The sequence below is a fragment of the Pseudarthrobacter sulfonivorans genome (assembly GCF_024391045.1).
Taxonomy (GTDB): Bacteria; Actinomycetota; Actinomycetes; order Actinomycetales; family Micrococcaceae; genus Arthrobacter; species Arthrobacter sulfonivorans_B.
This window is the reverse complement of sequence record NZ_JANFCZ010000036.1, coordinates 1-24,940: the sequence shown is the minus strand read 5'-3', so window position 1 is coordinate 24,940 and position 24,940 is coordinate 1. Positions and strand designations below refer to the sequence as shown.

General features: G+C 66.5%; 29 protein-coding genes. 22 read left to right on the top strand and 7 right to left on the bottom strand.

From position 1 onward, the window contains the following. The first annotated feature begins 109 nt into the window (after window positions 1-109). The 7 genes from NQJ30_RS17840 to NQJ30_RS17810 all read left to right on the top strand — a co-directional run bounded on the left by NQJ30_RS17840 (window position 110) and on the right by NQJ30_RS17810 (window position 6,102). Entirely contained in the window at window positions 110-1,072 is a 963-nt protein-coding gene (locus NQJ30_RS17840) for a 2-hydroxyacid dehydrogenase (RefSeq protein ID WP_255771583.1), read from the top strand. Window positions 1,073-1,250: 178 nt separating this feature from the next. Then, window positions 1,251-2,462, top strand: a complete 1,212-nt coding sequence (fdhA, locus tag NQJ30_RS17835) for a formaldehyde dehydrogenase, glutathione-independent (RefSeq protein WP_255771579.1) — start codon at window positions 1,251-1,253, stop codon at window positions 2,460-2,462. Window positions 2,463-2,587: 125 nt separating this feature from the next. Continuing rightward, on the top strand, window positions 2,588-2,923 hold the full coding sequence (locus NQJ30_RS17830; RefSeq protein WP_255771578.1) for a cupin domain-containing protein: 336 nt from the start codon (window positions 2,588-2,590) through the stop codon (window positions 2,921-2,923). A gap of 64 nt (window positions 2,924-2,987) precedes the next feature. Then, a complete protein-coding gene (locus tag NQJ30_RS17825) occupies window positions 2,988-3,380 on the top strand; it encodes a GntR family transcriptional regulator (protein ID WP_255771576.1) in 393 nt (130 codons plus the stop codon). Next, window positions 3,377-4,459: a DUF1648 domain-containing protein gene (locus NQJ30_RS17820; protein WP_255771570.1), complete on the top strand. Its 1,083-nt coding sequence runs from the start codon at window positions 3,377-3,379 to the stop codon at window positions 4,457-4,459. The genes NQJ30_RS17825 and NQJ30_RS17820 overlap by 4 nt, the downstream gene beginning before the upstream one ends. A 67-nt stretch (window positions 4,460-4,526) precedes the next feature. Then, complete coding sequence (locus tag NQJ30_RS17815; protein ID WP_255771567.1) at window positions 4,527-5,198, top strand: DUF1345 domain-containing protein; 672 nt, start codon at window positions 4,527-4,529, stop codon at window positions 5,196-5,198. A gap of 139 nt (window positions 5,199-5,337) precedes the next feature. Further along, window positions 5,338-6,102 (top strand): SGNH/GDSL hydrolase family protein, encoded by a 765-nt coding sequence (locus NQJ30_RS17810; RefSeq protein WP_255771566.1) that lies wholly within the window; start codon window positions 5,338-5,340, stop codon window positions 6,100-6,102. Window positions 6,103-6,160: 58 nt separating this feature from the next. Here the strand turns inward: NQJ30_RS17810 and NQJ30_RS17805 are convergent, their stop codons facing one another. From NQJ30_RS17805 to NQJ30_RS17795, 3 genes are read right to left on the bottom strand one after another with little or no spacing between them, the layout of a single operon-like run. Next, complete coding sequence (locus NQJ30_RS17805) at window positions 6,161-6,607, bottom strand: YkvA family protein (RefSeq protein ID WP_255771565.1); 447 nt, start codon at window positions 6,605-6,607, stop codon at window positions 6,161-6,163. Next, entirely contained in the window at window positions 6,604-7,341 is a 738-nt protein-coding gene (locus tag NQJ30_RS17800; RefSeq protein ID WP_255771563.1) for an SDR family NAD(P)-dependent oxidoreductase, read from the bottom strand. Before NQJ30_RS17800 ends, NQJ30_RS17805 begins: the two co-directional genes overlap by 4 nt. 40 nt (window positions 7,342-7,381) lie before the next feature. Further along, on the bottom strand, window positions 7,382-7,615 hold the full coding sequence (locus tag NQJ30_RS17795) for a hypothetical protein (protein WP_308215283.1): 234 nt from the start codon (window positions 7,613-7,615) through the stop codon (window positions 7,382-7,384). A gap of 72 nt (window positions 7,616-7,687) precedes the next feature. Between NQJ30_RS17795 and NQJ30_RS17790 the strand changes: the two genes are divergently transcribed. After that, window positions 7,688-7,831 (top strand): hypothetical protein, encoded by a 144-nt coding sequence (locus tag NQJ30_RS17790; RefSeq protein ID WP_255771559.1) that lies wholly within the window; start codon window positions 7,688-7,690, stop codon window positions 7,829-7,831. Between the two features lie 62 nt (window positions 7,832-7,893). Here the strand turns inward: NQJ30_RS17790 and NQJ30_RS17785 are convergent, their stop codons facing one another. Next, the gene (locus NQJ30_RS17785) at window positions 7,894-8,601 is read right to left on the bottom strand and encodes a class I SAM-dependent methyltransferase (protein ID WP_255771557.1); all 708 of its coding nucleotides are present in this window, start codon (window positions 8,599-8,601) and stop codon (window positions 7,894-7,896) included. A 309-nt stretch (window positions 8,602-8,910) separates the two neighbouring features. Between NQJ30_RS17785 and NQJ30_RS17780 the strand changes: the two genes are divergently transcribed. The 4 genes from NQJ30_RS17780 (at window position 8,911) to NQJ30_RS17765 (ending at window position 13,097) form a co-directional block, all read left to right on the top strand. Continuing rightward, on the top strand, window positions 8,911-10,260 hold the full coding sequence (locus tag NQJ30_RS17780; RefSeq protein ID WP_255771556.1) for a GmrSD restriction endonuclease domain-containing protein: 1,350 nt from the start codon (window positions 8,911-8,913) through the stop codon (window positions 10,258-10,260). Window positions 10,261-10,303: 43 nt separating this feature from the next. After that, window positions 10,304-10,963 (top strand): excalibur calcium-binding domain-containing protein, encoded by a 660-nt coding sequence (locus NQJ30_RS17775; RefSeq protein WP_255771554.1) that lies wholly within the window; start codon window positions 10,304-10,306, stop codon window positions 10,961-10,963. A gap of 419 nt (window positions 10,964-11,382) precedes the next feature. After that, complete coding sequence (locus tag NQJ30_RS17770; RefSeq protein ID WP_255771552.1) at window positions 11,383-11,703, top strand: GYD domain-containing protein; 321 nt, start codon at window positions 11,383-11,385, stop codon at window positions 11,701-11,703. 158 nt (window positions 11,704-11,861) lie between these two features. Next, entirely contained in the window at window positions 11,862-13,097 is a 1,236-nt protein-coding gene (locus tag NQJ30_RS17765; RefSeq protein ID WP_255771551.1) for a macrolide family glycosyltransferase, read from the top strand. An 87-nt stretch (window positions 13,098-13,184) separates the two neighbouring features. On the opposite strand, the gene NQJ30_RS17760 is transcribed toward NQJ30_RS17765, so the two are convergent. Next, window positions 13,185-14,063: a helix-turn-helix transcriptional regulator gene (locus tag NQJ30_RS17760; RefSeq protein WP_255771549.1), complete on the bottom strand. Its 879-nt coding sequence runs from the start codon at window positions 14,061-14,063 to the stop codon at window positions 13,185-13,187. 101 nt (window positions 14,064-14,164) lie between these two features. On the opposite strand from NQJ30_RS17760, the gene NQJ30_RS17755 reads away from it, so the two are divergent. The 6 genes from NQJ30_RS17755 to NQJ30_RS17730 all read left to right on the top strand — a co-directional run bounded on the left by NQJ30_RS17755 (window position 14,165) and on the right by NQJ30_RS17730 (window position 19,555). Further along, on the top strand, window positions 14,165-15,652 hold the full coding sequence (locus tag NQJ30_RS17755) for an MFS transporter (RefSeq protein WP_255771548.1): 1,488 nt from the start codon (window positions 14,165-14,167) through the stop codon (window positions 15,650-15,652). Window positions 15,653-15,773: 121 nt separating this feature from the next. After that, complete coding sequence (locus tag NQJ30_RS17750) at window positions 15,774-16,805, top strand: zinc-dependent alcohol dehydrogenase family protein (protein WP_255771547.1); 1,032 nt, start codon at window positions 15,774-15,776, stop codon at window positions 16,803-16,805. Between the two features lie 19 nt (window positions 16,806-16,824). After that, complete coding sequence (locus tag NQJ30_RS17745; protein WP_304664257.1) at window positions 16,825-17,700, top strand: aldo/keto reductase; 876 nt, start codon at window positions 16,825-16,827, stop codon at window positions 17,698-17,700. A gap of 28 nt (window positions 17,701-17,728) precedes the next feature. Then, window positions 17,729-18,769, top strand: coding sequence for an aldo/keto reductase (locus tag NQJ30_RS17740; RefSeq protein ID WP_255771543.1), 1,041 nt, complete (start codon window positions 17,729-17,731; stop codon window positions 18,767-18,769). A 28-nt stretch (window positions 18,770-18,797) separates the two neighbouring features. Further along, window positions 18,798-19,130 (top strand): carboxymuconolactone decarboxylase family protein, encoded by a 333-nt coding sequence (locus tag NQJ30_RS17735; RefSeq protein ID WP_255771537.1) that lies wholly within the window; start codon window positions 18,798-18,800, stop codon window positions 19,128-19,130. Window positions 19,131-19,138: 8 nt separating this feature from the next. Next, window positions 19,139-19,555, top strand: coding sequence for a (R)-mandelonitrile lyase (locus NQJ30_RS17730; protein ID WP_255771535.1), 417 nt, complete (start codon window positions 19,139-19,141; stop codon window positions 19,553-19,555). A gap of 41 nt (window positions 19,556-19,596) precedes the next feature. Here NQJ30_RS17730 and NQJ30_RS17725 read toward each other — a convergent pair whose 3' ends face one another. Next, window positions 19,597-20,268, bottom strand: a complete 672-nt coding sequence (locus NQJ30_RS17725) for a DUF6308 family protein (RefSeq protein ID WP_255771533.1) — start codon at window positions 20,266-20,268, stop codon at window positions 19,597-19,599. 120 nt (window positions 20,269-20,388) lie between these two features. After that, entirely contained in the window at window positions 20,389-21,138 is a 750-nt protein-coding gene (locus NQJ30_RS17720) for a DUF998 domain-containing protein (protein WP_255771532.1), read from the bottom strand. A gap of 336 nt (window positions 21,139-21,474) precedes the next feature. Here NQJ30_RS17720 and NQJ30_RS17715 point away from each other — a divergent pair, with 336 nt between their 5' ends. From NQJ30_RS17715 to NQJ30_RS17700, 4 genes are all read left to right on the top strand, one after another. Continuing rightward, window positions 21,475-22,347, top strand: a complete 873-nt coding sequence (locus tag NQJ30_RS17715) for a pentapeptide repeat-containing protein (RefSeq protein WP_255771531.1) — start codon at window positions 21,475-21,477, stop codon at window positions 22,345-22,347. A 159-nt stretch (window positions 22,348-22,506) separates the two neighbouring features. Next, window positions 22,507-22,839 (top strand): YciI family protein, encoded by a 333-nt coding sequence (locus NQJ30_RS17710; RefSeq protein ID WP_255771530.1) that lies wholly within the window; start codon window positions 22,507-22,509, stop codon window positions 22,837-22,839. Continuing rightward, window positions 22,839-24,092 carry an RNA polymerase sigma factor gene (locus NQJ30_RS17705; protein WP_255771528.1) on the top strand — a complete coding sequence of 418 codons (1,254 nt, stop codon included), beginning with the start codon at window positions 22,839-22,841 and terminating at the stop codon, window positions 24,090-24,092. Before NQJ30_RS17710 ends, NQJ30_RS17705 begins: the two co-directional genes overlap by 1 nt. Before the next feature lie 92 nt (window positions 24,093-24,184). Next, on the top strand, window positions 24,185-24,856 hold the full coding sequence (locus NQJ30_RS17700; protein WP_255771527.1) for a hypothetical protein: 672 nt from the start codon (window positions 24,185-24,187) through the stop codon (window positions 24,854-24,856). The last annotated feature ends 84 nt before the right edge of the window (window positions 24,857-24,940 follow it).

Below are 24,940 nucleotides of genomic sequence, written 5' to 3'. Positions count from 1 at the left end.
CGGATCTGGGCGGTCCATGGGACTTTGCGGCTCGAATGATGGTGCAACATCCGCCGCGGACGGTGACGGGGCTGGTTAACTGTCGGGGGAGCCGAGAGAAGGAGCACATATGTCCGGTGGGGACGCGGAACACAAGCTACGGGTAAGCCTGCCCAGCCAGGAGTTGGCCGACGCGGTGCAGCCGTCCGCCGGCGTGGAACTCTTCCTGTGGGACCTGACCGGTGAGCCGCCGGCGGACCGGTTCGACTTGGTGGTGCCGCCCTACATGGGCAAGCCGGACGCCCTCGCGGCGCTCGCGGCCGTCGAGGTGGGGCTGGTGCAGAGCCAGTCGATCGGGTACGACGGCGTCGCCGCGGTCCTGCCCGCGGGGTGCCGTTTTGCCAACGCTGCGGGAGTGCATGAAACCTCGACGGCGGAACTTGCGGTGGGCATGATGATCGCCAGTCAGCGGGGGATCGCGGACTTCGCGCGGAATGCGGCGACGGGCACCTGGGACAACACGCAGCGCCCCAGCCTGGCCGACCGACGGGTCCTCCTGGTGGGCTACGGGGGAGTGGGGAAGGCGATCGAGGCCCGGCTGCTGCCGTTTGAAACCGAGGTGACGCGGCTGGCCAGCCGCGCCCGAGAGGACGAAAGCGGCACAATTTACGGCATTGATTCCCTGTACAACCAGTTGCCGCTGCACGACATCGTGGTGGTCAGCGTTCCCCTGGGCGAGCAGACCCGGCACCTGGTGGACGCCCGGTTCCTGGCAGCGATGCCGGACGGTGCGCTGCTGGTGAACGTCGCACGGGGGCCGGTGGCGGACACCGACGCCGTGCTCCACGAGACGTCAACAGGCCGGCTGCGGGCTGCCCTCGACGTGACGGACCCTGAACCCCTGCCGCCGGACCATCCCTTGTGGACCGTCCCCGGTGTGCTGATCACCCCGCACGTTGGCGGCGCGAGCACGGCCATGCTGCCCCGGATGGCGCGGCTCATCCGGAGGCAGATCGCGCTGCTGCTCGCCGGTGAGGAACCGGTGAACGTGGTGTTGGGCGGAGAACCGAGTCGTCAGAAGGGGAGCAGATAGGGGAAGGGGGCTCTGGCCCTTTCTGAAGAGGCATGCCTAGACTGGCCAGACCTCCGACGGCAGGACGACAACTGGCTGCTCAAGCCGCGGGCAGCCCCTGCGCCTGGAGGTCCATCGCAACACTTTATGATCCGCCGCGCCCCTACCGGGACCGCGGCGCTGACAAGAGGAGAGCATGATGACAGGGAACAAAGCCGTTGCCTACAAGGAACCCGGCAAGGTCGAGCTGATAGATATCGACTATCCAACCTTCGAACTGAAAGACGGGCCGGGCGTGAACCCCGCCAACGTGGGGCGTGCAGTCAACCACGGAGTCATCCTGAAGACCGTGGCCACCAACATTTGTGGATCCGACCAGCACATGGTCCGCGGTCGCACCACCGCCCCGGCGAACCTGGTGCTGGGACATGAGATCACCGGTGAAGTGGTGGAGGTGGGCCGCGACGTCGAGTTCATCAAAGTCGGCGACCTCTGCTCCGTGCCGTTCAACATCGCCTGCGGCCGCTGCCGGAACTGCAAGGAACGCAAGACCGGCATCTGCCTGAACGTGAACCCGGACCGCCCGGGCAGCGCCTACGGGTATGTGGACATGGGCGGCTGGGTGGGTGGCCAGGCCAACTACGTGCTGGTGCCCTACGCCGACTGGAACCTGCTGAAGTTCCCGGACAAGGACAGGGCCATGGAGAAGATCCTGGACCTGGCCATGCTGTCGGACATCTTCCCGACCGGCTTCCACGGCGCGGTGTCAGCCGGGGTAGGCGTTGGGTCCACGGTGTATGTGGCCGGCGCCGGTCCTGTTGGCCTCGCAGCGGCCACCAGCGCGCATCTGCTGGGTGCCGCCGTCGTCATCGTGGGAGACCTCAACGAGGACCGGCTGGCGAGGGCGCGCAGCTTCGGGTGCGAAACGGTGGACCTCACCAAGGGCGGCCCGGCGGAGCAGATCGAACAGATCCTGGGTGTTCCGGAGGTGGACTGCGGCGTCGACGCGGTTGGCTTCGAGGCGCGCGGTCACGGCCATGATGCGAAGGAGGCGCCCGCCACGGTGCTGAACTCGCTGATGGACATCACCGCGGCCGGCGGTGCGTTGGGCATTCCGGGGCTGTACGTCACCGGTGATCCGGGTGGCATCGACGAGGCCGCCAAGACCGGTTCCCTCAGCCTCAGCCTGGGTACCGGGTGGGCGAAGTCGCTCAGCTTCACCACCGGCCAGTGCCCGGTGATGAAGTACAACCGCCAGCTGATGATGGCAATCCTGAACGACAAGGTAAACATCGCCAAGAACGTCAACGCGAAGGCGATCAGCCTTGAAGACGCGCCCAAGGGCTACGCCGAGTTCGACGCCGGTGCAGCCACGAAGTACGTCCTCAACCCGAACGGCTACCTCAACTAAGGGAAATCGCCTCTGGCGCCAGTCGCAACGAAAGCAGTGGGCACCTCCGCTTTGCGGAGGTGCCCACTGCTTTTTGGCATCCGAAAACACCGCCCGAAGACGGGCAATGTGGGTACGGTGTCCTCATGCAGAAAATATCGATTGATGCCCTGGCCCGCCAGCAGATCGCAGCCGCCGTGGCGGCCCCCAGCGGGCGTGCCGCCGACACCGCCTTCGGCGGCCACGAGAAGCGGCTCCGGCAGACCGTGATGGCCTTTCGCGCCGGAACCAGCCTCAGCGAACACCAGAATCCCGGCGAGGCCACCGTCTACGTGGTCAAGGGATCGGTCACGCTGCGGGCCGCCGGCGAGTCCTGGCAGGGCAAGGCAGGGGACCTGCTGATCGTGCCCGACGGGCTCCACAGCCTGGACGCGGATGAGGACTCCGCGGTGCTGTTCACGGTGGTCAAAACCGACCGTTAGCTGTCCCTTGCGCACCTCCACTCTTTGTTCTATAACGGCTATAGCAGAGGTGGAGGTGAAGGTCATGATCCTCAACGTGGACCTGGCCAGTGATGTGCCGATCTACCAGCAGCTGAGGGACCAGATCGTCGAGGCGATCGCCGAGGGTGTGCTGACCGATGGCAGTTCGTTGCCTGCCACGAGGACGCTTGCAGCCGATTTCGGGATCAACTTCCATACCGTGAACAAGGCTTATGACCTTCTGCGCCAGCAGGGCCTGATCCGCCTCAACCGCAAGACCGGCGCGGTGGTGACCACCACGATTGCGGACCCGCCGTTCCCTGCCGAGTGGACCGCGAAGGCCAGGACCCTGCTGGCCGAAGCCGTGGCCCGGGGAATCCCGGCGGAGGAAGTCCTCCGGACCTGCAGGTCTGTGCTCGATTCATTTGGTTCCGCGCAGCGGGAGGACACGCCATGATCGTTGCCATCATCCTGAGTTTTGTCTTGCTGGGCCTGGTGCTCCTGCTCGCACTGGTGCTGCCCTCGCTCACAAGCCCCACCGTGCCCTTCGGCGTCCGGATACCGGCCCGGCGCGCCGAAGACCCGACAGTGATCAAGCAGTCACGCATCTACCGCTGGCGGGTACTTGTCTGCGGGCTCGTGGTGGCCGGGGCCGGAGTCGGCACCTTCGCGGTGACTGGGGACCCGTTGCTGCTGCCCTTGTCGGTGCTCCTCCTGGTGGGTCTCTGGTACGGATGCTTCTTCCTGGCCCACCAGGAAATCCGGGCCGCGAAGGCCGCCGGCGGCTGGTTCGAAGGCCTGCGCCAGGGCATCTCGGTGGACACCGGACTGCGGACGGACCCGCCGCGGTTTCCTTGGCTCTGGCTCGCCCCGGCCGTGATCATCACTGCCGCGACGGTGGTGATCGGGGCATACCTCTACCCGTCGATGCCGCACATCCTCACCGTTCACTATCGTGCCAACGGTGTGCCCGACAGAGTTGTCGACAAGTCGTTTGGCGCGGCCTTCTCCCTGGTGTTCGTACAGATCGGCATGACTCTGCTGCTCGCGGTCATGGCGTCGGCCATCATCCGCAGCCGGCCGGACCTGGATCCGGCACACCCCGCGGCCTCGGCCCGGTGGTCCCGGCACTACATTTCCCTGGGCGCCAAGGCGTTGCTCGGGCTGGTGGCCATGATCGATCTGGCCATGCTGGGATCGTCGCTGTTGATGTGGACCGGGACCGTTACGCCGTGGGCGCCGTTCGTCATCGCCCTTCCGGTGCTGGCCGCCGTCGTGGTCGTCATAGTGGTCCTGGCCAGAAACAACCGGGAACGCGGCCAAAACGGCGAGGACACCGGACTGACGCACCGGGACGACGACAAATACTGGCGCGGCGGCCTCTTTTACATCAACCGCGAAGACCATGCACTGCTGGTCCCGCGCCGGTTCGGCATCGGATGGACTCTGAACTGGGCCAACCCCAGGACAGCGATGCTTTTGGCCGGTGTTGTTGCCGTAATCGGCCTGGTGGTCATTTTCCGTTTGGGCAGCTGACACGGCAACGTTCCGGCGCGTCCCGAAATGGCGGCCGCCGGAACCCGACTGAAGGGATAATCGATCCATGAATGCACCTGACACGGCCACCCCGGATCCGGGTTTCAACACGTTGGTCCACCGTTCCCGGCTGCGGCTCGTGGTAATGATCATTGTGGGCCTGGGAACGGCCCTGGCCGTGGGGACGCTGAAGTCGTGGGCGTACGCGCCGGCCACGGGTTGGGCAGCCGCGTCCCTGACCTATCTCATCTGGGTCTGGGCCGTGATCGGGGGGTTGCAGGCCGAAGCCACGGCTGCCCATGCGCGGCGCGAAGATCCGGGCCGCGGCGTCTCAGATGTCCTGGTTCTCAGCGCCACCGTGGCCAGCTTCGCCGGTGTGGCCCTCATCCTGCTGGAAGCCTCCAACGCCGAAGGAGGCACAAAGGCGGCCATCGTCGCGATGGCCCTGGGCAGCGTGGCGTTGTCCTGGTTCCTGGTCCACACCCTCTTCACCCTGCGCTATGCCTCGATCTACTACAGGGACAAAAAGGGCGTGGACTTCAACGAGGACAAACTTCCGCGCTACCTGGACTTTGCCTACCTGGCCTTCACTGTCGGAATGACTTTCCAGGTCTCGGACACCGACCTGAAGACAGAAGCGATACGCACCACCGTGCTGCGCCAGGCTCTGTTGTCCTACCTGCTGGGAACAATTGTGCTGGCCACCACCATCAATCTCGTCGCCGGCCTGATCCACTAGGCCTCTACTAAGCCGCGGACTCCTCACGGCCGGGCCTGCGTGCCCGTATTCGTACAGGAGAGTCTCAGGCAAGAGGGTTAACATAGGTACTTCACGGATTGCGTTAGTTTTCCTGACTGCCGGGATCTTGGAGGAGTGGATGAAGCGATCGTCGCCAGGCGTCCTCGCCGTGATGATGGTATCCGGTGCTGCGATGCTCCTCCTTGTCACCAGCGCGTGCGCTCCGGCCAGCGCTCAAGGGACGGCACAGCCCGCCCAACCGATCCCAGCCGGCGTAGTACCCGTAGCATCAGGTCCGGGCGGACATGCGCCGGAGTCCGGCGGCAGCCCGGTGAGGGTGGTCGTGATTGGGGACTCGCTGAGCACCGGCCTCGGAACCTCACCCGAGCAGGCCTGGCCGGAGCTCCTGCAGTCCGCGAACCTCTCCAACAACCGTCCCGTGCAGGTCACCAATGCGGCAGAGAACGGCAGCGGATACCTGGTTGCCGGCGACGACGGCGACAACTTCACCATGGAAGTCCAGGCAGCCGTCAGCGCTGAAGCGGACGTGGTGGTTTTTTTCGGGTCCGACAACGATGAAGGCGCGGAGCCGGAGGAGCTCAGGGACGCTACGGTCCTGGCCTTTGCCGCCGCTTCGTCCGTGGCCCCCAACGCTGTCCTGGTGGCGGTGGGCCCCTTGTCCGGCAGCGAGGAGACGGATCCTACGCTGGCTGACGTGCGGGACGTTGAGGCCTCAGCGGCCCAGTACATGGGCGTGGACTTCATCGACCCCATAGCCGAGCAGTGGTTCAGCAGCCGCGCGGACACCCTGCTGGGACCGGACGGTGAACATCCGAGCGCTGAGGGGCAGGAGTTCCTGCGGGACAAGATGCAAGGGATTGTGTCCGCTGCCGTCCAGGGCTGACGGCCGGAACGCCGGGAAGCGCGCCCCCAGGCACCGCAGGTCCAGCCCGGCAAACACCTCAGGCGGCGTCGCTGCTTCCGGTGCGGGGTGCCGGAAGGCCCGCGAGGCGTTCGACGACGGCTAGCCCGGCAGGAGTACCGGGCCAATGACGCCGCAGGGCATCCGGGCCTGCGGAGCGAATCACGGAGCGAAGAACCAGCGCCATGATGATCACGTCGTCGGCGTAGCCGATCAGGGGGAGGAAGTCTGGAACCAGGTCGATCGGAAAGGCCAGGTATCCCAGCAGGAGGAATAACTTGATGCGCACCCCGCGCGATACCGACGTGTCGGCGGCGAGGCGTCTGAGGACGCGCAGCACATCGGGCAGCAGCCGCAACGCGTCGCGCATTCCCACCGTCTCCGGGTGGCGCCGGGCGTAGGCCCACAAAGCCAGCAGCAGCACGGCGTAGACGGCTGCGAGCCCGGCTATGATTCCGAGGGCAATTTCCCACCACTGGGCACTCATGTCAGCACTTCTCCCGTGAGCCGGCCCAAATAATCCACCAGCTCGTCCTGCCGGTGCCGGTCATGGGTGGCTGGGTGCGCTTCCTCCCGGTGCTGGTGGTGCCAGTAACCGCCGCTGGTCAGGGCCGCAGGGTCCTCACTGGTGGCGAGCCATTCCTGTGTCACGTATCCGAGGCGCAGGTCATCCGGGGCGCCGGGGCCGCCCATCCTGGTGGGCACCCAGCCCGGATCGACGGCGTTGCTGAGCACATCAGGCCATAACCGGGCCACCGCTGCTGCGAGCGCAGTGACGTAGAGCTTGCTGTCAGAGTAGGACACCCGGGGCACCGCGCCGTCGCCCCCACCTAAGCCAGCAAAGCTGCCGAACCGCCCGCCCCGGTGCATGCCGCTGCTGAGGTAGATCAGCCGGCGCGGGCGGCGAATAAGGGCCGTGAGAAGGTACGGTGCCACAACGTTGACCTGAAAAATGTGGGGACCGCTCAGCACGCCCGCGTTGTGGATGACGGCGTCCACCGGTCCGGTCCGGTTCACGTGGCGGGCCACGCTGCGCGTTTGCTCGGGATCCGACAAGTCACCGACGACGCCCGCCGCACCGCGGTCGATGAGCTCCTGCACAGCACTCAGGCGCGCGGTGCTTCGTGCATGCACAATGACATCGTGGCCACTGTCCAGCAGGGACCGCGCTGTGGCCAGCCCCAGTCCTTCGGTGGAGCCGGTGATGAGTATGCGGGCCATCAGTCCTCCGTCCGGTGCCGGGCCGCTCGAGTCGGACGGCTCACTGCGCGCCGCATTCCAGCCAATAACGTCGCTTGCCGTTGCGGGTGTCCTCGTAGACGCCGCCGTTTCTCTCGATCGTAGCCCTGGAACCGGCGTTGGTTTCATTGCAGGTGAGCAGTGCCCTGGTGATGCCAAGGTCCCAGGCTATCGGCAGGGCCGCGGCCAACGCCGCGGAGGCGCCCGCTAGCCAGGAGGAGTGAAAGCTGACGTCCGGGGCGATTAGGAGAGGCATCACAAGATCGTAGTCGAGGGCCAACGCGTGTCATGGGAATCGCGGCGCATGCGGTTCACCTATTGTCGATGGGTGGGTACGAAACAGACGGCCGAGCTGGAGGGGCAGACCTCCATTAACGAGCTGCTCGAGGAGCCGATCGGCGCTACCCACATCCAGCTCGTGCTGCCGATCCACGTTCAGCTTCCGTCGGGGGAATTCCGCCGCGTTTCCTGACGCCGTGCCCTAGTGATGGAGGCGTACGACGGCGGCGCCGGGGCTTGGTGCCCTCGCCCGCGTTAACGCAGGGCCGTGACGAAGCCGCCCCTGGACTGGCCGGATGCAGGCTGCGCCTCTGTGGATTCGCCCGGTGCGGACAGGGACAGGACCCGGTTGTAGGTGAGGCACAGCTCCTGGACCGAATGCGCGGCGCACCGCCAGGCCTCCGCTCCGAGCAGTTCCAACGGATCCGGCGGGTCGGCCCGCGCCAGCAGTTCAGTCATGGGCTGATCCGGGTCAAAGCCGGCCGCAGTGAGCGGTTCGCGCCAGGGGAGGGCTAGATCGGTGGCCACGGTGACCAACGCGCATGCCGGCTGAGCGGAAAGCCGGCCCAGCACCCCCGCCTTGAATTCCAGGACGTTGGCGTGGTCGATCTCGAAGACCCTCGCACCGTCCGGCCATGGCAGCCGGTACGCACGGGTATCCAGTCCTGCACCGAGCAGCACGGTTTGGGTCGTGGGCGGCGCTGACTGCAGGAAATCGTCGATGAACCGGGTCCGCACAGCGATGTAGATGGATGCCAGCAGGAGGGGTTGCTGCAGCGGGGATGCGGCTTCCGGATCCGTCGGCCAGGAAGTGGGGAAGTCAACGTGGGATCGGGCGGCCTCGACCAGGGCCAGCGCGAACGGGTCCGTAATGAGGCCGTCGGCCCGCGACGTTTCCACCGCTCGCCCCGCGGCCACGGCAAGGGCGGTCAGCGGGAGCCCCCGATCCTCGAGCTCCGTCACTGTGGTTCCTCCCGCCGTCGTACTTCTTCCCGTTCACAGGGGAGCATACTGCGATGATCGCGACGGCGGCAGGCAACCCGGCAGCGAGCGTCACGTTGGGATTGTGTCGGCGCTGTCCGCGAATGCGTCAGAAATTCGCCGCAACGACCATCCTCCGATCAAGAACGGCTCAAGTCTCACTCAAGGTTGGCAGAGTTTCGTCGCAGATCCGGTTTCCCCGACTTTTCAACAAATAGGCTCGGCATTTACGTGAAGTTTCAATAGAAAGAAGTCGGGTTCAACGTTGAGCGCCGGCTATTGGGGAAAGCTATGTCCAACTATCAGACCCTCTTCGGGTCAGCACCGTCTGCTCCAGCGCCCGGGCCGAATCCGCCGCGCAGGCCACGGGCTTCAACCTGCATCGTCGGCGGCATCACCGCCCTGTTCATGATCATCGGCGGGTTCACCGGGGGTCTTGGCGGCGCCATGGTTTTCCTGGCTATCTCAGCAGCCCTCACCGGCTTGTATGTCCTGGCCACCGGCCGCCGTTCCTGGGCATGGCTGCCGGCCAGGCGGAAGGCAGGGGCCATCGCCCTCGGGGTCTCATTGGCCCTCTTCATTGGCGGTGCCGCCGTGATGCCGCGGACCAACGCGGCCGACCTTCAGACAGCATCCTCAGGTTGGGATACCTCGCCGGAGACCGCCACCGCGAGCGCCACCACGAAAGGTTCGCCCACGCCGTCGGCCGCTCCTACCTCGGAGGCGACGGACGCTGCGCTCGATCCGGAGACACCGGACGCCTTGGCCAACGGCGTCACGGCAGCGGCACCCAAGGCGCAGCCTGCCTTTGCCACCAAAGCGATCGATCTGTTGGCAACCCTTCCGGTCAAGGGCCGGGCGCCGAAGACCGGCTATGACCGGGCGTTGTTCGGGCAGGCCTGGCTGGACGTTGACCGGAATGGCTGCGACACCCGCAATGACATCCTCAAGCGCGACCTGACCGGCATCACGTACACCAACAGCGTGCCCTGCAAGGTTCAGTCGGGCACGCTGGCGGACCCCTATACCGGCACCACCATCAGCTTCCTGCGGGGGAGTGCCACCAGCAATGCCGTGCAGATCGACCATGTAGTTGCCCTCAGCGATGCCTGGCAGAAAGGCGCGCAGCAGCTGACCACCGAGCAGCGGACGGCGTTCGCCAACGACCCGCTGAACCTGCAGTCCACGGACGGCCCAACCAACATGAAAAAGAGCGACGGCGACGCCGCCACCTGGCTGCCGCCGAACAAGGGCTTCCGGTGCGAATACGTGGCGCGGCAGATCTCGGTGAAGGCAACGTACAGCCTCTGGGTCACCCAGGCGGAGCACGACGCGATGGCGAGGATCCTGGGCGACTGCGCCGGCCAGCTCGCACCGACCAATCAGCAGGCACCCGTTGCCGCCGCGCCTGCGCCGGCCCCGGTGGCACCGGCGGCTCCCGCACCTGCACCGGCACCTGCTCCCGTGGCCCCTGCCCCGGCTCCCGTCGCGCCGGCACCCGCACCCGCAGCGCCGGCCTCCGTTTACTACGCGAACTGCGCGGCCGCAAAGGCCGCCGGGGCAGCGCCGATCCGTGTCGGGCAGCCCGGCTACCGGGCGGCCCTGGACCGCGACAACGACGGCGTGGCCTGCGAAAGCTAGCTCTGTTCCATCACTCGTTTCAAAAATTCCTAGGGGGAAAAGAATGAAAAAGACACTGGCACTTGTTGTCCTCGCCGGGCTCATGCTGACCGGCTGCGGCGGCACGCAGAAGGCGGCGCAGCCAACTGCGGCCGCCGCTGTTGCCGTGGAGGCCGTTGCGGTTCCAGGCGTGTTGGGCCTGACTTTGGACAAGGCAACGGATCAGCTCAAAGATCTGGGGTTCGAGGTCAAGGCCAAGGACACCGTCGACGGCAAATCCATAATTTCAGAGAAGAACTGGCAGGTGACGTCCCAGGACCCTGCGGAAGGCGCCTCCGTGGCAAAGGGTTCCACCGTCAATCTCGGGGTCAAGTCCCTCGAGAAGATTGCGGCGGAGAAGGCGGCAGCGGACAAGGCTGCAGCAGACAAGGCTGCAGCGGAGAAGGCGTCGGCAGATGCGGCGGCAGCGGCGAAGGCTGCCGCCGACAAAGCTGCTGCTGACAAAGCCGCCGCCGATCAGGCAGCTCAGGCCGCCCAGCAGGCGGCAAAGAAGGCTCCCGCCCCAGCCCCGGCACCCGCCCCGGCCGTCAAGGCGCCGGCTGCCGTTTACTACGCGAACTGCACCGCCGTACGGGCGGCAGGTGCGGCTCCCATTTATGCCGGTACACCGGGTTACGGGTCGCACCTCGACCGGGACGGTGACGGCGTAGCCTGCGAAAAGTAGGCCGATCGTAAGGTCAGCCGCGGATGCCCCTCAGTCGGCATCCGCGGCTGACTGATTTAAGCGGTCGACTTTATGCTGGGCGGCGCCGAACGGGGGCACTTTGACACGGACGCGCCGCGGCTTGGGCCGTTTCGGCGCCGGGCCGCCGTCAATGTGCCCCACTTCGGCGCCGGGCCGCCGTCAATGTGCCCCACGACGGCGGCGGCCCGACGGCGCCGGCCCCACGACGGCAAAGCAGGCCCCGGACCAGGCCCGCCGGACAGGGCTGCTGAGACTTTGCGGAAGCTGTTGTCACCGCCCGGAAGTGGGCCTACGCTATGGCCACGGCCCCACGCGGGGACCGGCCAGGACCCTCCCTTACCGGGGGTCAGGCAGGCGCTGGGATGCTGCGTCCTGGACATCACGGGACAGGGAAAACCATGACCAAGTATCTGTTTGAAGCGAATTATGTGGGCGACGGAATCACGGGACTCATGCGTGAAGGCGGCACCAAACGGCGTGAGGCGCTGATCGAGGCGCTGAGTTCGGTGGGGGGAACGCTGGACTGCATCTACTACGCCTTCGGGGACATCGACGTCCTCGGCGTATTTGATGTGCCGGACCAGGCAGGCGCGGCGGCCCTTTCACTGATGATCAATTCCACCGGCACCGTGGACGTCCGCCTCAAGCCGCTCATGACACCGGAAGACATTGACGAGGCGGCCAAAAAGACGCCGTCATACCGGGCGCCGGGGCAGTAGGCGCAGCAGGCACTTTGGGTCAGGGGCCGTCGTCGGAAATTACGACGGCGGCGCGGCACTTGCGGGGGTACGGCACCCCGTGCACAGCAGGGTTGAACGAGTCTGGCGGCGGACGGGGCCCGTAAGCCGTTCACCTTGCGGTCTGGAAGGACAGCATCATGCACTTTGCGATTATTTGCCTGCCGGCCGCGGGCCATGTGAACCCGACCCTGCCGGTGGTGGCCGAACTCGTCCGGCGGGGCCACCGGGTCACTTATGCGACGGCGGCCAAGTACGCGAAGGCTGTTGAAGCCGCCGGTGCCGTCTTCTTTGAAAGCGGTGAGGACTTCGCCGCGCAGCTTCCCCGGCTGAGCCGGTCTGCCGACGCCGGAGGTCCCTCCCGGATGGGGATGCTGGCGGGGCTCGGATCAGGGATGATGGCCGGTCTGTTGGAGCGGCTGCTGGAGCGGGCGAGGGTGGAATTCCCTGCCCTGCTGGCCCGGTTGGCCTCGGACCCGCCGGACGCGGTGTGCTACGACGCGATGACCCTGGCGGGGAAGATGGCCGCCCTGAAGCTTGGCTTGCCGGACATTGCGCTGCTGCCCACGTATGCCACCAACGAACATTTTTCGATGCGGGAGCTGATGCCGGGCCGTCCGCCGGCCGAAATGCTCGCGGCGTTCAAGCAGGTCCGCCAGCTGATCGCGGAATTCGCCGCCGAACAGGGCCTGCACGATTTCAACTTCATGGAGGGACCGCCGGCCTCCTTGAACATCTGCTTCATCCCGCGGGAATTCCAGCCCGCGGGCGAGACGTTCGGCGCCAGCTTCCACTTTGTGGGACCCAGCCCCGGGCAACGAGCCTCGGAGGAGCCATGGCAGCCCCGCGTTAAGGGAAGGTCACTGGTGTTCATTTCGCTGGGCACCACGCCGTTGAACGACCGCCCGGATTTTTTCCGCATGTGTGTGGAGGCGTTCGGCGGCACCGCGTGGCAGGTGGCCATGGCCCTCGGCGACCGTATTGATGCATCGGAGCTGGGGGAGTTGCCGGAGAATGTTGAGGTCCGGCCCTTCTTCCCGCAGATCGAGGTCCTGCGCCACGCCGATGTTTTCCTCTCGCACACGGGGATGAATTCCACCATGGAGGCGCTGTACTTTGAGGTTCCCCTTGTCGCCTTTCCGCTGCAGCCTGAACAGGAAGCCAACGCACGCCGCGTCCAGGACCTGGGACTGGGACGCGGACTCCCCGCCGATGCGCTGTCACCCACGCTGATCCGCACGGTCATCGACGACGTGAGTCACGACCGGGACATCCGCCACAACCTGGAGGTCATGGGCCAGCGCATCAGGTCGTCCGGGGGAGCACCTGCGGCGGTGGACGCCATGGAACACTTCATGGCCGGGCCGGCACAGTAGAAACAGGACAGTAGCAACGGCACAGTCGAAACAAGCACAGTCGAAACAGCGCGTGCCCCCGCGTAGTCGCTATGCCCTCCGCCGCGGTCAGTTGATCCTTTTGACGGGGACATCCTCGGCGCGCTGGGTGGCCGCCCAGCTGGCCAGGACTTTGAGGGCATCCTCGGAGGGCGTCCCGGGATCTGCCGTGTATACGTTGATGCGCAGTCCCGGATCCGCGGCGAGCTCCAGGGCCTCGAAGCTCAGGTCCAGGTCACCCACGATCGGATGGTGGAGCCGCTTGCGGCCGGTGCGGTGGTACTTCACATCGTGCCGGGCCCACCTGGTGCGGAACTCCTCGCTGCGGGTTGAGAGCTCACCGATGAGGTCTGTGAGGTCTTTGTCGTACGGGTTTTTCCCGGCCGCGGAACGCAGGACAGCGACGATATCGTCCGCGCTGCGTTGCCAGTCGGAGAAGAAGTCCTGCGCTTTCGGGTTCAGGAAAGTGAACCGTGCGCTGTTCGGCGGGGTGACGTGCTCCGCCATCATGTCCATGTACAACGCGCGGCCCAGTTCGTTGGATGCCAGGACATCCCCACGGTCGTTGCGGACCCAGGCCGGGGCCGTGGTGATCGCGTCGATAACGCGCTGAACGCTCGGCCGCACCGTCTGCGGGCTCCGCTTGCGCCGCACGCGCGGGGAGGCGGTGGCGGCTCGGGCCAGGTCAAAAAGGTGGGCCGTTTCGGCCTCGTCCAGCTTCAGTGCCCGGGCCAGTGCCTCGATGACGCTGTCCGAGGCGCCGGACAGGTTTCCACGTTCAATACGGACGTAGTAGTCCACGCTCATCCCGGCGAGCATCGCAACTTCCTCGCGGCGCAGCCCGGTGACCCGGCGGTTGCCGCCGTAGAGGGGAAGTCCTGCCTCTTCGGGCGTGATCTTGGCCCGGCGGGAGGTCAGGAACTTCCGCACGTCATCGCTATGTGTCATGGATCCACGCTACGCGCCGTTGATGGGACGAGGGAGGCACTGGCATTACCCTGTACGTCCGTGACTCCCGGCCCGCGCGGAACCACGGTTGCATTGAAACCATGAAACCTGCACCCACCACAGCCGGCCACCCGGCAGCGATCCTGGCGATCATCCTTGCGAGCTATTTCATGATTCTGCTGGACAACTCGGTCATTTTCACTGCGCTGCCCAGCCTCCAGGCCGACCTGCGGCTGAGCACCGGCGAGCTCTCCTGGGTCCAGGACGCTTACACGCTGGTCTTTGGCGGCCTGCTCCTGCTCGGTGCCCGGGCCGGTGACCTGCTGGGCCGGCGCCGCGTGTTCGTCGTCGGCCTGACGGTGTTCGCGCTCGCGTCCCTCCTGATCGGCGTGGCTCCGGCAGGGTGGTGGGCCATCGCCGGCCGCGCCGTCCAGGGGGTTGGGGCAGCGATCGTGGCACCGGCCTCGCTGTCCTTGCTGACGGCGAGCTTCCCGGAGGGCCGTGAACGCACCCGGGCGGTGGCGTTGTACGGTGCCACCGCAGGGATCGGCGCCAGCCTCGGCCTGGTCATCGGCGGGGCGCTGGCCCATTGGATCTCGTGGCGGGCCGGGTTCTACGTCAACGTGCCCCTCGGCGCCGCCATGATCGCCCTCGCGCCCCGGTTCCTGCCGGAAACCGGACGGGCCAGCGGACGGTTCGACGTATCCGGTGCGCTCAGCGCAACCCTCGGTGTGGGGGCGCTCGTGTTCGGAATCATCAACGCAGCGGAAGCGGGCTGGAACTCAACGGTCACGCCCACGGCCGTCAGCGCCGGCGTCGTACTTCTGGCCACTTTTGTGCTGATCGAACGCAAGGCCGCCCAGCCCATCATGCCGCTGCGGCTCTTCGCGAGCCGCCGCCGCATCGGCGCCTACCTTGCCCGTTTCCTCTACCTGGGAGCGATGATCGCGTTCTTTTTCTTCACCACCCAGTTCATGCAGGAAGTGCTGGGCTTCGACCCGCTTCAGGCAGGTCTCGCGTTCCTGCCCATGACCGCAGTCAACTTTGCCGTGGCCATGGCCATCCCGCGGCTGGCCGGCAGGCTGCCGGCCTCGGCTCCGCTGCTGGCCGGGATCCTGCTGACGCTGGCCGGGATGTTCTGGCTGAGCCGCGCCGGCGTCGGCTCCTCCTACCTGACCGGCGTGGCACTGCCCATGGTCCTCATCGGCGCCGGCCAGGGTTTGGCGTTCGCGCCGCTGACGTCGTTCGGCATCGCCGGTGCGCCCGCTTCCGATGCCGGTGCAGCGTCAGGCCTGGTAAACACCTTCCACCAGGTGGGCATGTGCCTGGGGCTCGGCATCGCCGTCGCGGCCGCTGCGACCGTTCCGGCCACGGGCACCGCCGCGGCGGACCTGACCGCGCAGGTCAGCGCGGCGCTGACCACCGGCAGCATCCTGCTGATCCTGGCGTTGGGACTTGCTGCGGCACTGATCCTGCCCGCAGATTTGGCAGAGCGCCGCACCAGGACCCTGCCCGGGGACCTGCCTACGGATTTGCCCGCGGACCTGCCCGCGGCGCGGCCATCGGCCCTGCCCGAACCTGTCCGCTGACCCGCCAACCCCGCAGCGCCCGCCAACCCCGCAGTTCAAAAGGGGTACTAACCTGCCCTCCCATGCGGCCGGAGACCGGTATTGACTGGAAACCGCCCCACAACTCAGTAAGGAATCCAAGATGCGAGCAACACTGATGTACGGCGCCGGAGACGTGCGCGTGGAGACAGTCCCCCATCCCACCCTCCAGGAGCCCACCGACGCGATCGTGCGCATCGTCGCCGGCTGCATCTGCGGCAGCGACCTGTGGCCCTACGGTTCCAAACCGGAGTCCGCCGAGGGCGCCCGCATGGGCCACGAGTTCGTCGGCGTCGTCGAGGAACTCGGCTCCGAGGTGACCGGCCTCGCCGTCGGGGACTTTGTCATTGCACCGTTCGTCGCCTCCGACGGCACCTGCGATTTTTGCAAGGAAGGCCTGCAGACTTCCTGCCGCCACGGCGGACGCTGGGGCGGCCAGAACGACGGCGGACAGGGCGAATTCGCCCGGGTCCCGCAGGCGGCGGGCACCCTTGTGGTGGTCCCCGCGGGGTTCGAAGAGGCGTTGATCCCGTCGCTCCTGAGCCTCTCCGACGTCATGTCCACCGGCTACCACGCGGCCAAGAAGGCCGGCATCAAACCAGGCCAGAGCGTCACTGTAATCGGTGACGGCGCCGTGGGGCTCTCGGCAGTCCTCTCGGCCAGACTCATGGGCGCCTCGCGCATCATCCTCATGGGCCGCCACGAGGCCCGCACCGACCTCGGCCGCGAGTTCGGCGCCACTGATGTGGTTGCGGAACGCGGCGAGGAAGGCATCGCCAAAGTCAGGGAACTGACGAACGGCGACGGAACGCACGCTGTGCTCGAAGCCGTGGGCCTCAAGCCGGCGATCGAAATGGCGATCGGCGTGGTGCGCGACGGCGGCGTGATCAGCCGCGTGGGTGCGCCGCAGTTCTCCGAAGTTCCGCTCGGATTCCCCGAGTTCATGCGCAACATCACCCTCACCGGCGGCGTGGCACCCGCTCGCGCGTACATCGAGGAACTGCTGCCGCTGGTGCTCGACGGCACCATCGATCCGGGCAAGGTCTTCGACCGCACCATCGGCCTGGACGACGTTCCTGCCGGGTACAAGGCCATGGCCGATCGCGAAGCCCTCAAAGTACTCGTCCGCCCGTAACCACAGAATCAGGACCAATATGCACCTCACACTGAACAACGGCGTCACCATGCCCGCCATCGGGCTCGGCGTCTTCCAGACCCCGCCCGAAACAACCACGGACGCGGTAGAGACCGCCCTGGCCACCGGCTACCGCCATATTGACACTGCTGCCGCTTACGGCAACGAACGGGAGGTCGGCGAGGGCATCCGCCGCTCCGGGATTCCCCGCTCCGAGATCTTTATCGAGACCAAGGTATGGATCAGCGACTACGGCTTTGAGGAGACCCTGCACGCGTTCGAAAAAAGTGCCGCCAAGCTCGGCGTCGAAACACTCGACCTGTTCATCCTCCACCAAGCCCTTCCCGGTGAATTCGACAAGACCGTCGCCGCCTACCAGGCAATCGAGAGGTTGCTCGCCGACGGATCGGTGCGGGCGATCGGTGTCAGCAATTTCATGCCGAAGCATCTGGAAGCCTTGCGGGAGAACACCTCAATCGTCCCGGCGGTGAACCAGATCGAAGTGCATCCCTACTTCTCGCAGCCCGAGGTACGAAAGGCAAACGCGGGGATGGGCATCCTCACCCAGGCATGGTCGCCGATCGGCGGCATCACCTCGTACCGCGGAGATGGCCAAAAGAGCACCTTCAACGATCCAGTCATCCTGTCCATCGCCGAGGCGCACGGCAAGTCCGCGGCGCAGGTGATGCTGCGCTGGCAGTTGCAGCTGGGACACTCGGTGATCCCGAAGTCAATCCGCGCCGGGCGCATTGCCGAGAACTTCGACGTCTTCGACTTCGAGCTCACCCACGAACAGATGGGCGCCATCGATGCCCTCGACACCGGAGTGCGGGGCGGTCCCGAGCCGGAATCCATCACGATTGCGGCCTACGGACGGGAAATTCCGGAAGCCTAGGTCCCCACGACAGAAAGCAGGAACCACTATGGACTACCGCCCACTCGGCCGCACCGGCGTGCAGGTCAGCCCACTATGCCTCGGCGCGATGATGTTCGGCCCCTGGGGCAACGAGGACCGCGCCGATTCCAGCCGCATCATCCACCGCGCTCTTGACGCCGGCATCAACTTCATCGACACCGCTGACGTGTACTCCGGCGGGGCCTCGGAGGAGATCGTCGGCGAGGCCCTGGCCGGACGCCGCGACGACGTCTTCCTGGCTACGAAGTTCTTCATGCCCATGAGCGAAGACCCCAACCACCGCGGGGGATCCCGGCGCTGGATCATGCGCGAGGTCGAAGACTCGCTCCGCCGCCTGAATACCGACCACATTGACCTCTACCAGGTGCACCGGCCCAGCCCGGACACCGACGTCGAGGAGACCCTGGGGGCGCTCACCGACCTTGTGCGCCAAGGAAAGGTGCGTTACATCGGGTCCTCGTCCTACTCCGGATCCCAGATTGTCGAGGCCCAGTGGGCGTCCCGCGAACGCAACCTGGAGCGGTTCGTCACCGAACAGCCGCCCTACTCCATCCTGGTCCGCGGCATCGAAGAGGACATCCTGCCAACAGCCCAGCGGTATGGCATGGGAACCCTCACCTACAGCCCGCTTAGCGGCGGGTGGCTCTCCGGGCGCTGGCGCAAAGACTCGGCGGCCGCACCCGCCTCGTCCGCGCGTCCGAGCGCCCGGTTCGACATGACAAGCCCGGCCAACCAGCGCAAGCTCGACATCGTCGAAGACCTCGCGCAACTGGCCGAACAGGCCGGACTCAGCCTCATCGAGCTGGCAATCGCGTTCGTGATCAACCACCCCGGCGTCACGTCCGCCATCGTGGGACCACGCACCATGGAACAGCTGGAGTCCTACGTGCCTGCCGCCGACATCACGCTGTCAGCGGACGTGCTCGATCGCATCGACAAGATCGTCGCGCCCGGAGTCACCGTCAACCCGGACGACAACAGCTACGGGGCGAACGAACTCACAGCGCAGGCACGGCGACGGGCACACGCGGCACCCTGCCGGAGCTGACTAGACCCCAACAAAAGAAGGAATACCCATGACTGATCAACCCAAACAGACCGGCCGCGGCCGGAAGATGTTCGGCGACTTCGCCCCGAAGCTTGCCGAGCTCACCGACGACATGCTCTTTGAAGACGTCTGGAACCGGCCCGAACTGAGCCCGCGCGACCGCAGCCTCATCACCGTTGCCGTGCTCACCGCCGGCGGGAACACGGAGCAGCTGGGTTCCCACCTGGGCCGGGCCATCGAAAACGGTGTGACCCGGGAAGAGCTGATCGAAGCCATCACCCATGTCACGCTCTACGCGGGCTGGCCCAAGGGCATGTCCGCGATGGGCTTGGCCCAGCAACTCTTCACAGACCACGCGTAAGGAGCACCATGAACATTGAACCCTCCACGCCGACCACGAAGAACCCGGCGGCGCATTTTGCCGGCGACGTGTGGTTAGACCCCATCGCCGTTCCGCACGAGAGTGACCAGACGATGGTCGTAGCCACGGTCCGGTTTGCGCCCGGAGCGCGGACAGCCTGGCACTCCCACCAACACGGCCAGTATCTGCGGGTCACCCAGGGCGTTGGCCGTTTCGGGACGCGGGACGGGTACATCATCGAAGTCCACCCGGGCCAGACGCTCTACACTCCGCCCGGTGAGGAGCACTGGCACGCCGCCGCCCCCGGCTGCTTCATGGAACACCTTGCCATGCTCCAAAACGGCGAGGACCCGGCCACGACCACAACGTGGGCTGAGCACATCACGGACGACGACTACAACGGCCGCCAGACCAACAGCCGCTGAACAATCGCTGAACCAATCGCTGAACCAGGGGCCGAAACCGCCTACTGCCGTTCGCCGGTCGCGGCGCCCGTCCCGTACATCCAGAGCACGATGTCCATGACCCGGAGATCCGAGATGGGATCCGTGATCCTTGAAACCCGGCGGATTTCCTGGAGGCGCTCCGGGAGGCCGGTGCCGTCGGTCAGTGCCGTGTGCCACTTCTGCCACTGGCCCGCCGAGCCCGGACCGAGGCGCATCAGGTGCCCGGCGACTGAATCGTAGACCGGGACCAGCAGCGGGCGCTTGCGGGCCATCAGTTTGCTGGTGCGGGTCTCGCACATGCCTCGGCGGCCAGTGCCGCGTCCGCGCAGGACGTGCCATAACTGACGTGCGGGGCTGGCCTCGCCAAGGACTTTGTCGAAGTCGTCTGGCGGCAGACCGGCCATTTCCAGGTCGGCCGGAATCTGCGCCAGAAGATCCGAAATCAGCGCGGCCTGGGGTTCCAGGATGCCAAAGGCCGCTTCGCCGGGGACGTCCACGGAAAGGAAGGAGACGGCGATCAGGTCCTCGGCCGTCACCCGGTTCACATCACGCGCAGCAGCTCCGCCGCCCCAGGAGCTGTACATGCTGCCCGTGTACGCGGGGAGCCCGGCGGCAGTTCGGCGGTAGTAGGTGCCAAGCAGTTTGGCTGCGGCGTGCATATGGTCCTGGCCCAGAATGTCAGGAAGTGCCATGCGTCCCCCAATAGTTGTGCTCGGCGCCGCGCCAGTCATTCAGACTGCACCTCGTCGGCGAACCCGGAAATCCCCGGAAGTCTATCCGCCGAAGGTGAATGCGGCAGTCGGCGTCGAAAATTACGACGGCGGCACCTCAGTTGGGTACCGCGCCGGACACTTCCACAGCGCCGGACGCTTCCACACCACCACGGCGAGGACAGCCACCCAGAGCAGGAACGCCCCGATGCTGATCCGCTCGCCGATGCCCAGCACGAGGTTCGGTCCCGGCGCGGCCATAAACGCGACCATGCCCATCACTGCAGAAAGCACCAGCGAGAGGAATGAGTACCAGCGCATCCGGCCGCGGAACCCCACGGCGACAAAGCACATCGCCGCGACCATCAGCGCGAGCTGGATGTTGGTGGCCACGATATGCAAGGGAATGGACGCATCGTCGCCCAGCCTCAGTGGAAAGGCGCCTCCCACGATGTTCCACAGCCCGTAGCCGATGAGCAGTCCACCGCCCGTACGGAGGGCGCGGTTGCCGTGCGTGGAGGTCCAGACGCCTATCCCAAAGGCGATGAACAGCACCGTGTAGATCCACAGGAGCGGGACGATGGCGTCGCGGCCGGGCGAGCCGACGGCCAGCAGTTCGCTCACCATCTGTTCCGTGCGGCGGTAACCGTCCCACCTGGCTGCCGCCACGCCGTCGGTTGCCACCACGTAGAGCAGCGATGACAACGGCCCGGCAGCGAGGAGGGCTTTGCGGGCCGCATTAACGCGCGGGCTTTCCCGCGGTACGGGCCGCCCGCGCCGCGGGAACCTGTGCTGCGGGAGCCTGGGCCGCGGGAACCCGTGCTGCGGGAGCCGGCGCCTGTCCACTGACACGTCAGGATGTCCTCAGAGCCCGCAGTCCGGCAAAGGTTCGGCGCAGGGCCCGCGAGCGTCCGCCCCGACGCCTACCTGATTAAGCCTGGAACGGGCGGGGGGCGGCTGGTAGGGCCAAACGGCCTTGGCCTGACGGGGAGCCCCACCCAAAGAGTAGTCTGGGACCAGTGACTTTCTATTCTTCTCTGTGACCTGTTCTTCTCTGTGACCCAGAGCCCTTCAGCGATTCCCGTTCGCTCCTTCGAGGGGCCGTGATGACGTGCGCCCAAGAGGGGAGCTCCCTGTGGAGTTCCCCCGATCACCGGCCCCCTATCGGATTCATCACTGGAAGATCACATGCAATCGAATTCAGCCAACCCCGCCGCGCACCCGGCGTCTGCCCTTGACCGGCAGTCCCTGCGCCCTGACTGCGGCAACTGCTTCGCGCTCTGCTGCACCGCCTTCGGATTCTCGCGGTCAGCGGATTTTGCGCTCGACAAACCCGCCGGCTCACCTTGCCGGAACCTCGCCCCGGATTTCTCCTGCACCATCCACGCCACCCTGCGCCCGAGGGGCTTTCGGGGCTGCACGGTCTTTGACTGCTTCGGCGCCGGCCAGAAAGTGTCCCAGGGGCTCTTCGGCGGAACGAACTGGCGTGAGGCCCCTGACTCCAAGGGCCCGATGTTTGCCGCGTTCAAAGCCGTGCGGCAGCTGCACGAGATGCTGTGGTACTTGGCCGAGGCCCGGCGCCGGACCTTCGATCCCGACCTTGGCCGGCGTGCGGAGGAACTCGGCGCCATCATCGGGCAGGCAATCGACGGCGGTCCCCAGCAGCTGCTCCGGCAGGATGTCCAGGACCTTCACGCCCAGGTAAGGGCGACGCTGATGGATGTCAGTGCGGAAGTCCGGGCGTCGTATTTTGCTGCGGGTGGTGATCACCTGGATGCCCGGCTGGGGCCCGGCGCGGACCTGATGGGCATCCGCCTGAGCGGCCGCCGATTGTGCGGGGCAGACCTCAGAGGGGCCTACCTGATTGGGGCTGACCTGCGGGACAGTGACCTGTCCGGGGTGGATTTGCTGGGCGCGGACCTCCGCGACGCGCGGCTGGCGGGCGCCGACCTGTCGAAGGCCCTCTACCTGACCCAGCCGCAGCTCAACTCCGCGGCCGGTAACGGCCTGACCCGGCTGCCCGCGGATCTGGTGATCCCCTCCCACTGGCACCAGGGATGAGCGCGTGGCACGGTGAAAGTCCGGTCCGTAGTTGTCGATCCGGGCTTCCGTCGTGCGTCGTATGAGTAAGGGCAGGAACCGACGGCCCGGTGACGGCGAGGTTTTCGGCGTCGATGCAGTGCAAGCTCACAACAGGGTTACGGACGAAGGGAGCACAAAATGTCAAAGTATTTGGTCCTGATCTTTCAGGATGAGGCGGCGAAACAATCCGACGGCGAGGCCATCAGCGCCCCGTACCAGGAGTTCCAGCAGCGCCGCGGCGCGTCACTGCTCGGCGGCGCGGCGCTGCAGCCGCCGTCGACCGCCACGTCCATCCGACGCGACGGTGCCGGCGGGTTCGCGGTGACGGATGGTCCGTTCGCCGAATCGAAGGAAACCCTGGGCGGTTACTACCTGATCGAGGCGGGCGATCTCGATGAGGCGCTGGAGATCGCCAAGGACGTTCCGGCCGGCATCGGGGTAGAGGTCCGGCCCGTGCGAATGGTCAGCTGATGCCGCATGCCGCCAGTTCGGAGGTTGCTGCCGCGGTTGCCGATGCGCACCGCAGGGAGTGGGCGTTCGTGCTGGCGGCCACCGTACGGGTCACCGGCGATATCGATGCAGCTGAGGAAGCCGTCCAAGACGCCTACGCCAGCGCACTGTCCACGTGGGGTCAGCGCGGCATTCCGAAGAACCCCGGCGCGTGGCTCACCGTGACCGCTCGCCGGCGGGCCCTGGACATGCACCGCCGGGCCGCGGTGGCGCAGCGGGCGCTCCCCAAACTCCTGGTCCCGGACGGGTACACGGACCACGAACCGGACAGGCGCCCGGATGACATTCCCGATGACCGGCTGCGGCTGATCTTCACCTGTTGCCACCCGGCGCTGGCCCTTGATGCCCAGGTGGCACTGACGCTGAGGCTCCTGTGCGGGCTGTCCACGGCCGACGTCGCCCGCGCGTTTTTGGTGCCCGAGGCGACGATGGCGGCGCGGATCACCCGGGCGAAGAAGAAAATCGCGGCCGCGCACATCCCGTACCGGGTGCCGGCGGCGCCGGAGCTGCGGGAAAGGCTCGACGGCGTGCTGTCGGTGGTGTACCTGGTGTATACCACCGGGCACACCGCCCCGTCGGGAGCGGACCTGATGCGCCGTGACCTCGCCGAACGCGGCCTTGAGCTGGCCAGGATGCTCCGGGCGCTTCTCCGGCAGGACCGCGACGTCGCCGGACTCCTGGCGCTCCTGGTGCTCACCGACGCTCGCAGGGGAGCCCGGCTCGATGAGCACCGTGAACTGGTGCTGATGGAGAACCAGGACCGGTCCAAATGGGACCGGCAGGCCATCGACGAGGGGGTGGCGCTGCTGCGGAAGGCGTTGACTGCGCGGCCGCCGGGGCGCTTCGCCGTCATGGCGGCCATCGCGGCCGTCCATGACGAGAGTGAGTCGTGGTCCGGCACGGACTGGCAGGAGATCCTGGGGCTCTACGACGTGCTGATGGAGACGTGGCCCTCCCCGGTGATCCAACTCAACCGGGCCATAGCACTGGGCTTCGCGACGGGGCCGGCGGAAGGCCTGGCGGAGCTGGATGCGCTCGGCGCAGAGCCCCAGCTGGCCCGCTACCCGTATCTTGCCGCAGCACGAGCCGACTTCCTGACCCGGCTGGGCCGTGCCCGCGAGGCCAGGATCGCCTTCGAGGAGGCGCTGATCCTGACCGACAACGAAACCGAACGGCGCTACCTCCGGACCCGCCTGAACGAACTGACGGGTTAAGTCGGCGTACGACGTCGACACCCGGTATGGGTGCCAAGGGGTTGCCTTGGGCGAAGCTTGGGGTGCGGCGGGGGCAGTGGGAGGATGAGTCCGTGGATCAATTCTTCGACTTCCTTCGCCATTACTGGTGGCTCGCTTTCCCCCTCAGCGGAGTGGCCGGCGGGTGGGCGCGGCAGTGGTCAAAGGCCAGCGAACGCCGGCACCGGCGCCGGGTGGAGCTGTACAAGCTCAAGAACCAGGCCGTCCAGGCAGAGCAGGCCAGCCAGTCCGAGGTGGCCGCCCTGGTGGCAGCGCACGACGCCGTGAACCGGCGGTGGCTGGACTATGAGCTCGATGTTGGGAAACTGATCGATTTCCCGGTCATGACGGATGTGCGCGAACCTCTGACCGTCGCCTTCCTCCGGGCGAAGAAGGCCGCGGACGGTTTGCGGCCGGCCGCCCCGGGAGACATTACGACGCCGGCCCGGCTGGCGGAGTACCGGTCCGCCGTTAACGCCTTCGAACTGGCCTTCGACGTTGCTGAGCGTGAAGCGAAACGGATCAAGGACCATAACTTCTCCGAGCTGGAACGCCAGCGCTTGTCGACGGCCCGGAAGCTGCTCAACATCGCATCCGACACCGCTGCGACACCTGCCGAACGGCAAACCGCGTACAAACGCGCCCGGCGCGAACTGGACGGCCTCATCGTCCTTCCCGAAGCCACGGTCGCGGCCCTGGAAGGGAAAATTGCCGGGGAACTGAACGCACCGCGCGCCTCGGAGTAAACACACGCAGTAGTAACCACACGGGGGAGTGCGACGGCGGCACCCGCGGTGGTGCCGCCGTCGTGATAAGCCCGCCGCGCGCGA